Annotated in this window: 6 protein-coding genes; 5 read left to right on the top strand and 1 reads right to left on the bottom strand. The window is 67.8% G+C overall.

What is annotated here, in order from left to right:
• Positions 1-152: 152 nt before the first annotated feature.
• The 3 genes from QH196_RS01190 (at position 153) to QH196_RS01180 (ending at position 3,271) form a co-directional block, all read left to right on the top strand.
• Positions 153-941 (top strand): fumarylacetoacetate hydrolase family protein, encoded by a 789-nt coding sequence (locus QH196_RS01190; RefSeq protein WP_280413879.1) that lies wholly within the window; start codon positions 153-155, stop codon positions 939-941.
• Complete coding sequence (locus QH196_RS01185) at positions 926-1,729, top strand: HpcH/HpaI aldolase family protein (protein WP_280413878.1); 804 nt, start codon at positions 926-928, stop codon at positions 1,727-1,729. Before QH196_RS01190 ends, QH196_RS01185 begins: the two co-directional genes overlap by 16 nt.
• 78 nt (positions 1,730-1,807) lie before the next feature.
• On the top strand, positions 1,808-3,271 hold the full coding sequence (locus QH196_RS01180; protein ID WP_280413877.1) for an NAD-dependent succinate-semialdehyde dehydrogenase: 1,464 nt from the start codon (positions 1,808-1,810) through the stop codon (positions 3,269-3,271).
• 110 nt (positions 3,272-3,381) lie between these two features.
• Here QH196_RS01180 and QH196_RS01175 read toward each other — a convergent pair whose 3' ends face one another.
• Positions 3,382-4,134 carry an IclR family transcriptional regulator gene (locus QH196_RS01175; RefSeq protein WP_280413876.1) on the bottom strand — a complete coding sequence of 251 codons (753 nt, stop codon included), beginning with the start codon at positions 4,132-4,134 and terminating at the stop codon, positions 3,382-3,384.
• 163 nt (positions 4,135-4,297) lie between these two features.
• On the opposite strand from QH196_RS01175, the gene QH196_RS01170 reads away from it, so the two are divergent.
• The gene (locus tag QH196_RS01170) at positions 4,298-5,113 is read left to right on the top strand and encodes an SDR family NAD(P)-dependent oxidoreductase (protein WP_280413875.1); all 816 of its coding nucleotides are present in this window, start codon (positions 4,298-4,300) and stop codon (positions 5,111-5,113) included.
• A 27-nt stretch (positions 5,114-5,140) separates the two neighbouring features.
• Positions 5,141-6,055 carry an NAD-dependent epimerase/dehydratase family protein gene (locus tag QH196_RS01165; RefSeq protein ID WP_280413874.1) on the top strand — a complete coding sequence of 305 codons (915 nt, stop codon included), beginning with the start codon at positions 5,141-5,143 and terminating at the stop codon, positions 6,053-6,055.
• Positions 6,056-6,192 lie beyond the last annotated feature (137 nt).

Genomic DNA, 6,192 nt, shown 5'->3' with positions numbered 1-6,192 from the left:
TACCTGGCCAATATCAAGCGCCAATTGGCCGACCGGGGTCACGCGCACCTCCCGTACTGAAAAACGGGCTAAAACACCGTGGGCCACCCGCTCTGACCACCACGGCCGGCCCCGGGCTTACACCGGGGACCGGCCGGCAGGAAGGATTTCCGATGGCGCTGGACGCCGCAACCCGTACGGCGATCGCCGACGAACTGGCCGCCGCGGAACGCGACCGCACGACTGTGCCGCTGCTGACCGGGCGTTATCCGTCGATGACCGTCGAGGATTCCTATGCCGTGCAGAACGAATGGCGCCGCCGCGGTATCGCGGCGGGCCGCCGGCCGGTGGGCCGCAAGATCGGGCTCACCAGCAAGGTCATGCAGGCGGCCACCGGTATCACCGAACCCGACTACGGCGCGATCTTCGCCGACGCGGTATTCGACAACGGTGCGGTGATCGAGCATGCGCAATTCTCCAACGTCCGGATCGAGGTCGAACTCGCCTTCGTCCTCGCCGAACCCTTGCACGGACCCGATACGACCGTTTTCGATGTGCTGCGGGCGACCGAGTACGTCGTCCCGGCGCTGGAGATCCTGTCCTCGCGGGTCGAACTACCGGGCCGGACGATCGTCGACACCATCAGCGATAACGCCGCCTTCGGCGGGCTGGTGTACGGCGGCAATCCGGTGAAACCCGGTGATATCGACCTGCGCTGGGTCGCCGCGCTGCTGTACCGCAACGAGACCATCGAGGAATCGGGAGTCGCCGCGGCGGTGCTCAACCATCCCGCCACCGGCGTCGCCTGGCTCGCGAACAAACTCGCCCAGCACGGCGATCACCTCGCTGCGGGCGAGATCGTGCTGGCCGGCTCCTTCACCCGCCCGATGTGGGTGGAACCCGGCGATACTGTGCTCGCCGACTACGGACCGATGGGAACGATATCGTGCCGCTTCGTCTGACCCCCACCTTCCGGGACCGGCTGGCCGCCACGGACCGCACCCTCTACGGCGGATGGATCTGCTCCGGTTCCCCCGTGGTCGCCGAGATCATGGCCGGGGCGGGCCTGGATTGGCTGCTCATCGATATGGAGCACGCCCCCAACGGGCTGGAATCCACCCTCGCGCAGCTCTACGCCGTATCCGGTTACCCCTCGACCCCGCTGGTCCGCGTGCCCGTGGGGGAAACGGTGATCATCAAACAGGTTCTCGACCTCGGCGCGCAGAACCTGCTGGTTCCGATGATCTCGACGCCCGAGGAAGCCGCGGACGTGGCGGCCATGACCCGGTACCCACCCACCGGCCGGCGCGGTGTGGGCAGCGCCCTGGCTCGTTCCGCGCGCTGGAACCGGGTCGAGGGCTATCTGAACAACGATGCCGACCATGTTTCGGTCTTCGTGCAGATCGAATCGATCGAGGGCGTGGAGAACGCCCGCGCGATTGCCGAAACGCCAGGTGTGGACGGAGTTTTCGTGGGCCCCAGCGATCTCGCCGCTTCGATGGGGTTGCTCGGGCAGCAGACCCATCCCGAGGTGGTCGCCGCCGTGAAACGCGCATTCGCGGGAATTGCCGCGGCAGGTAAACCCATCGGGGTCAACGCCTTCGACCCCGCCGCCGCGCGGGACTACGCCGCCGCGGGTGCCCGGTTCATCCTCGTCGGCGCCGATGTGGCATTGCTGGCACGCGGTTCCGAGCAGCTGGCACAGACCTTTGTCGGCAGTAGCGAAGATCCCGCGCGTGCCTCGTACTGACCGTGCTGTGCACGCCACACCCGACAGCACCGAGGGCCTGCGCCGTGCCCGACTGTTCTCATCCTCAGGAGTGACGAAGTGACCGACCGCGAGAACACGCTGCTCTCCGCGACCCCGAACCAGCTTTTCATCGGCGGCGAATGGCTCGATGCCACCGGCGGCGCCACCTTCGAGGTGCGCGATCCCGCGACGGGACAAGTGGTTCGCTCGGTCGCCGATGCCACCCCCGGCGACGCTATCCGTGCCCTGGACGCTGCGGTGGCCGCGCAGGAGTCGTGGGCGGCCACCGCACCCCGGGTACGCAGCGAAATTCTGCGCCGCGCCTGGGAACTGGTGCAGGAACGTGCCGACGACCTCGCCCTGCTGATGACGGTGGAGATGGGGAAACCGCTGGCCGAGGCCCGCGGCGAAGTCACCTACGGTGGCGAATTCCTGCGCTGGTTCAGTGAGGAGGCCGTACGCGTCCACGGCCGGTACGGCAGCAATCCCGAGGGCACGGGACAGATGATCGTCTCGCAGCATCCGGTCGGGCCCTGCTTCTTCATCACCCCCTGGAATTTCCCGTTCGCCATGGCCACCCGCAAAATTGCGCCGGCACTGGCCGCAGGGTGCACCACGGTGCTCAAACCGCCGGAGGCCACACCGCTGACCACCCTGTTCTTCGCGCAGCTACTGGCCGACGCCGGGCTACCCGCCGGCGTGGTGAACGTGGTGACCACCGCTTCCGCGAGCAGTGTCTCGGCGCCGCTCATCGCCGACCCCCGGCTGCGGAAACTATCGTTCACCGGATCGACCGGGGTGGGTCGCAAGCTCATCGCCCAGGCCGCCGATACGGTTCTGCGTGTCTCGATGGAACTCGGCGGCAATGCCCCGTTCGTGGTTTTCGACGATGCCGACCTCGACAAGGCGGTCGACGGGGCGCTGGCGGCGAAGTTCCGCAATATCGGGCAGGCCTGCACGGCCGCGAACCGGTTCATCGTGCACGAGCGGATCGCCGGGGAATTCGCCGACCGGATCACCGCCCGGGTCGCGGCGATGACCATCGGCCGCGGCACCGAGGACGGCGTGACGATCGGCCCGCTCATCGACGACAAGGCGGTACACAAGGCCGCCGAACTCGTCGCCGACGCCACAGCGCGCGGCGCAGTGGTGCGTACCGGCGGGTCCCGGGTCGAGCGACCCGGAAGTTTCTACGAGCCCACGGTGCTCACCGGCGTCGCCGAGGGCAGCGAAATCCTGCGCGAGGAGATCTTCGGCCCGGTCCTCGCCATCACCACGTTCAGCACCGAAGACGAAGCCGTGCGGCTGGCGAACAACACCGAATACGGTCTCGTCTCCTACGTGTACACGCGTGACCTCGCCCGCGGCCACCGCATGATCGACCGGCTGGAAACCGGCATGATGGGCCTGAACGCCGGTGTCGTCTCCAATGCCGCGGCACCGTTCGGCGGGATCAAACAGTCCGGAATCGGGCGCGAAGGCGGATTCGAGGGTATCCACGAATTCCTCTTCACCAAATACACCCTCATCCCGAACGACTGAACCGAACCCGGGGTGGGCGGACCCGGCCCCGCTCACACGGGCGGAGCCGGGGCCGTCGCGTCGAGCCCACCTCGTGTTCAACGGCGAGAGCTCGACAGCCCGGGCACCTGCTAGGCACCCAACCGGCTCTGCCGGAACCGGGTGGGGTGCCGCTGGGCCGTACTGGAGCGGGGCAGATCCAGTCGCCGTCCGATTTCGGCCGCCGCGGTCTGCACCGACAGGTGTATCCGCTGGTCTGCGCGGATCTTCGCGACCGAGCCGAAAACCGAGATCGCGGCGGGCTCCCCGTGACCCATCGTCCCGATCGGTGCCGCCACACAGCTGAAACCCTTCATGCACCGCTCGTGCTCGTAGACCATGCGCAGTTCCCGGGCCCGGTCGATATCCGGTGAGCCGGCGAGAGTGGGCCGGTCGAGGGCGAGCAGGGCCTTGCCGATCGCCGAGGTCTCCGCACGCATCCGGCTGCCGACCCGCGACCGGATACCGGTGACGAGTTCCCCGCCGACCTTCTCCAGATAGACCACCTCGTCGCCGTCGAGTACGCCCAGATGCACGATGCAGCCGGTCACTCGGTGCAACCAGTGCAGGCTGGGGAGCGCGGCCCGACGCAGCGCGTTCTGCTGGGACGCGGCCGAACCGAGCTCGATGATGCGCATACCCAGCTGGTAGCTCTTGCCGTGCCGGTGCACCCAGCGCAACGCGACCAGCTGTTCCAGCGCGCGATGCGCCGACGACAGCGGTAATCCGGTGGCCGCGACGATCTGTGACAGGTTCATCGGTTCGGCACCGTCGAGCACATCGAGGATCGAGGCCGCGCGCTGCATGACTCCGGTCGGGGTCTCGCGGGAATTCTGCGACCGCATCCGGTCTCCTTCCTCTTTTGGCCGACGCGACGGGATAACTCCATGTCAGGGGTTCGCGACGCCATCTCGCACCCTAGGTCGCGCCGGGTACGGTGGGGACGAGTTTTTCCACTGTCCGGAAACTTCGCTATCGGACGGGATGGCGGCGGGTTGTAATCCGTGGATGACCGAACTCTGCTCATTCACTCCCGCTGCGCTGCTCGCGGGCCGGCGGGCCGTGGTCACCGGTGGTGCCGCCGGTATCGGCGCCGCCGTCGCGCGGGCCTTCGCCGCGCACGGTGCCGATGTCCTGGTCGCCGATATCGAGCCGATCGGTTCGGTCGATTTCGATACCGCCGCGGGTGGCTCGATAGCGCACGTGGAATGGGATGTGCGGGAATCGCCGTGCCCGCCCGCAATCGTCGAGCACCGGCCCCACGTACTCGTCAACAATGTCGGCCACTACCTGCAACCGCCGCATACCTTCGCCACCAACGCGCCCGCGTTGTGGGACGAACTGCACGACATCAATTTCGCGCACGTCCTGCGTCTGACCCATGCCCTGCTACCCGGGATGACCGAGCTCGGCACCGGTTCCATCATCAACCTCACCACGGTCGAGGGCCATCGCGCGATCCCCGGCCACGCCGTGTACTCGGGATACAAAGCCGCACTGACCGGATTCACCCGGTCGCTGGCCGCGGAGATCGGCCCCGCCGGAATCCGTGTCAACGCCATCGCCCCGGACCTCATCGAATCGGTCCAGGTGCCCTACGCGGCGCTCGTCCCCGAGGAGGACCGGCACCTGTGGCCGACCTGGTCACCACTCGGCGGTCCCGGACAGCCGGACGATGTGGCCGGGGTGGCGCTGTTTCTCGCCTCCGACCTGTCCCGCTTCGTCACCGGCGGCACCATCCACGTCGACGGCGGAACCCACGCCGCCGGTGGCTGGGTGCCGCGCCACTCCGGCGGCTGGACCAACCGTCCCCGCAATCCCTGACCCGACGCACCGAAAGACCTCTCTGAGATGAAAATTCTGATCATCGGCGGCACCGGCATGATCGGCGCGCACGCCGCGCTGCACCTGCGTGAACACGGCGACGATGTCACCATCGCGGCGCGCGGGGAGACCCCGGGCAACTCCCCGGTCGCCGGATTTCCGCTACTCACAGGCGATTACACCGTTCCCACGTTCACCCGGGAACAACTGTCACGGTTCGACGGTATCGTCTTCTCCGCCGGCCAGGATGTGCGGCACAAGAAAGCGGACGACGACCCCCAGCGGTTTTGGGCGGATACCCAGATCGAGGGCGTGCCGCGGTTCGCCGCACTCGCCAAACAGGCCGGTGTGGGCCGGTTCGTGCAGGTCGGCAGCTACTACCACCAGCTGCGACCGGACCTCGCGGCCAACAACCCGTATATCGCGGCACGCAAGGCCGCCGACGAGGGTGCTCGCGCGCTCGCGGACGAATCGTTCAGTGTGTGCACGCTCAATCCGCCCTCGATCATCGGCGCGGTCTCCGGTGCCTCGGCCCGCCGTTACCGGCGGATGGTCTCGTGGGCGGCCGGGAAAGAGCCCGATATCCCCGATTTCGCCCCGGTCGGCGGCACCAACTACATGTCCGCCGCCTCACTCGCACAGGCGATCCGCGGTGCCCTGGCCGACGGGGAATCCGGTGCGGCGTACCTCATCGGTGACCAGAACCTCTCCTACCGGCAGTTCTTCCAGATGATGGTCGACGCCGCGGGCGGGGCGCGGGAAATCACCGAACGCGACGAACAGCATCCGCTGCTGCCGGACGCCGCCATCATCCAGGGCCGCGGCAACACGCTGGCCTACGAACCCGAGGCCGGCGAAGTGCGCCGGCTGGGTTACACCCGCAACGACTGCGCCCGTGCCGTCGAAGCGCTCATCGACGTGGTCCGCACGACCGCACACTGAACCATCCCATTTTCCGCGCGGCGGGGGGGGGGGGGGGTTTAGACAAAACCCCCGCGCCCCCCCGCCGGGGTGGCAGAACCAGCCGGGGGCCCCAAAAAAAAAAAAAAACCACCCCCCCCCCCCGGAAAAAAAAGGGG

The organism is Nocardia carnea (genome assembly GCF_029868325.1).
GTDB classification, from domain to species: Bacteria; Actinomycetota; Actinomycetes; order Mycobacteriales; family Mycobacteriaceae; genus Nocardia; species Nocardia carnea_C.
The sequence above is the reverse complement of the archived record's forward strand: the minus strand, read 5'-3'. Positions and strand labels throughout refer to the sequence as shown.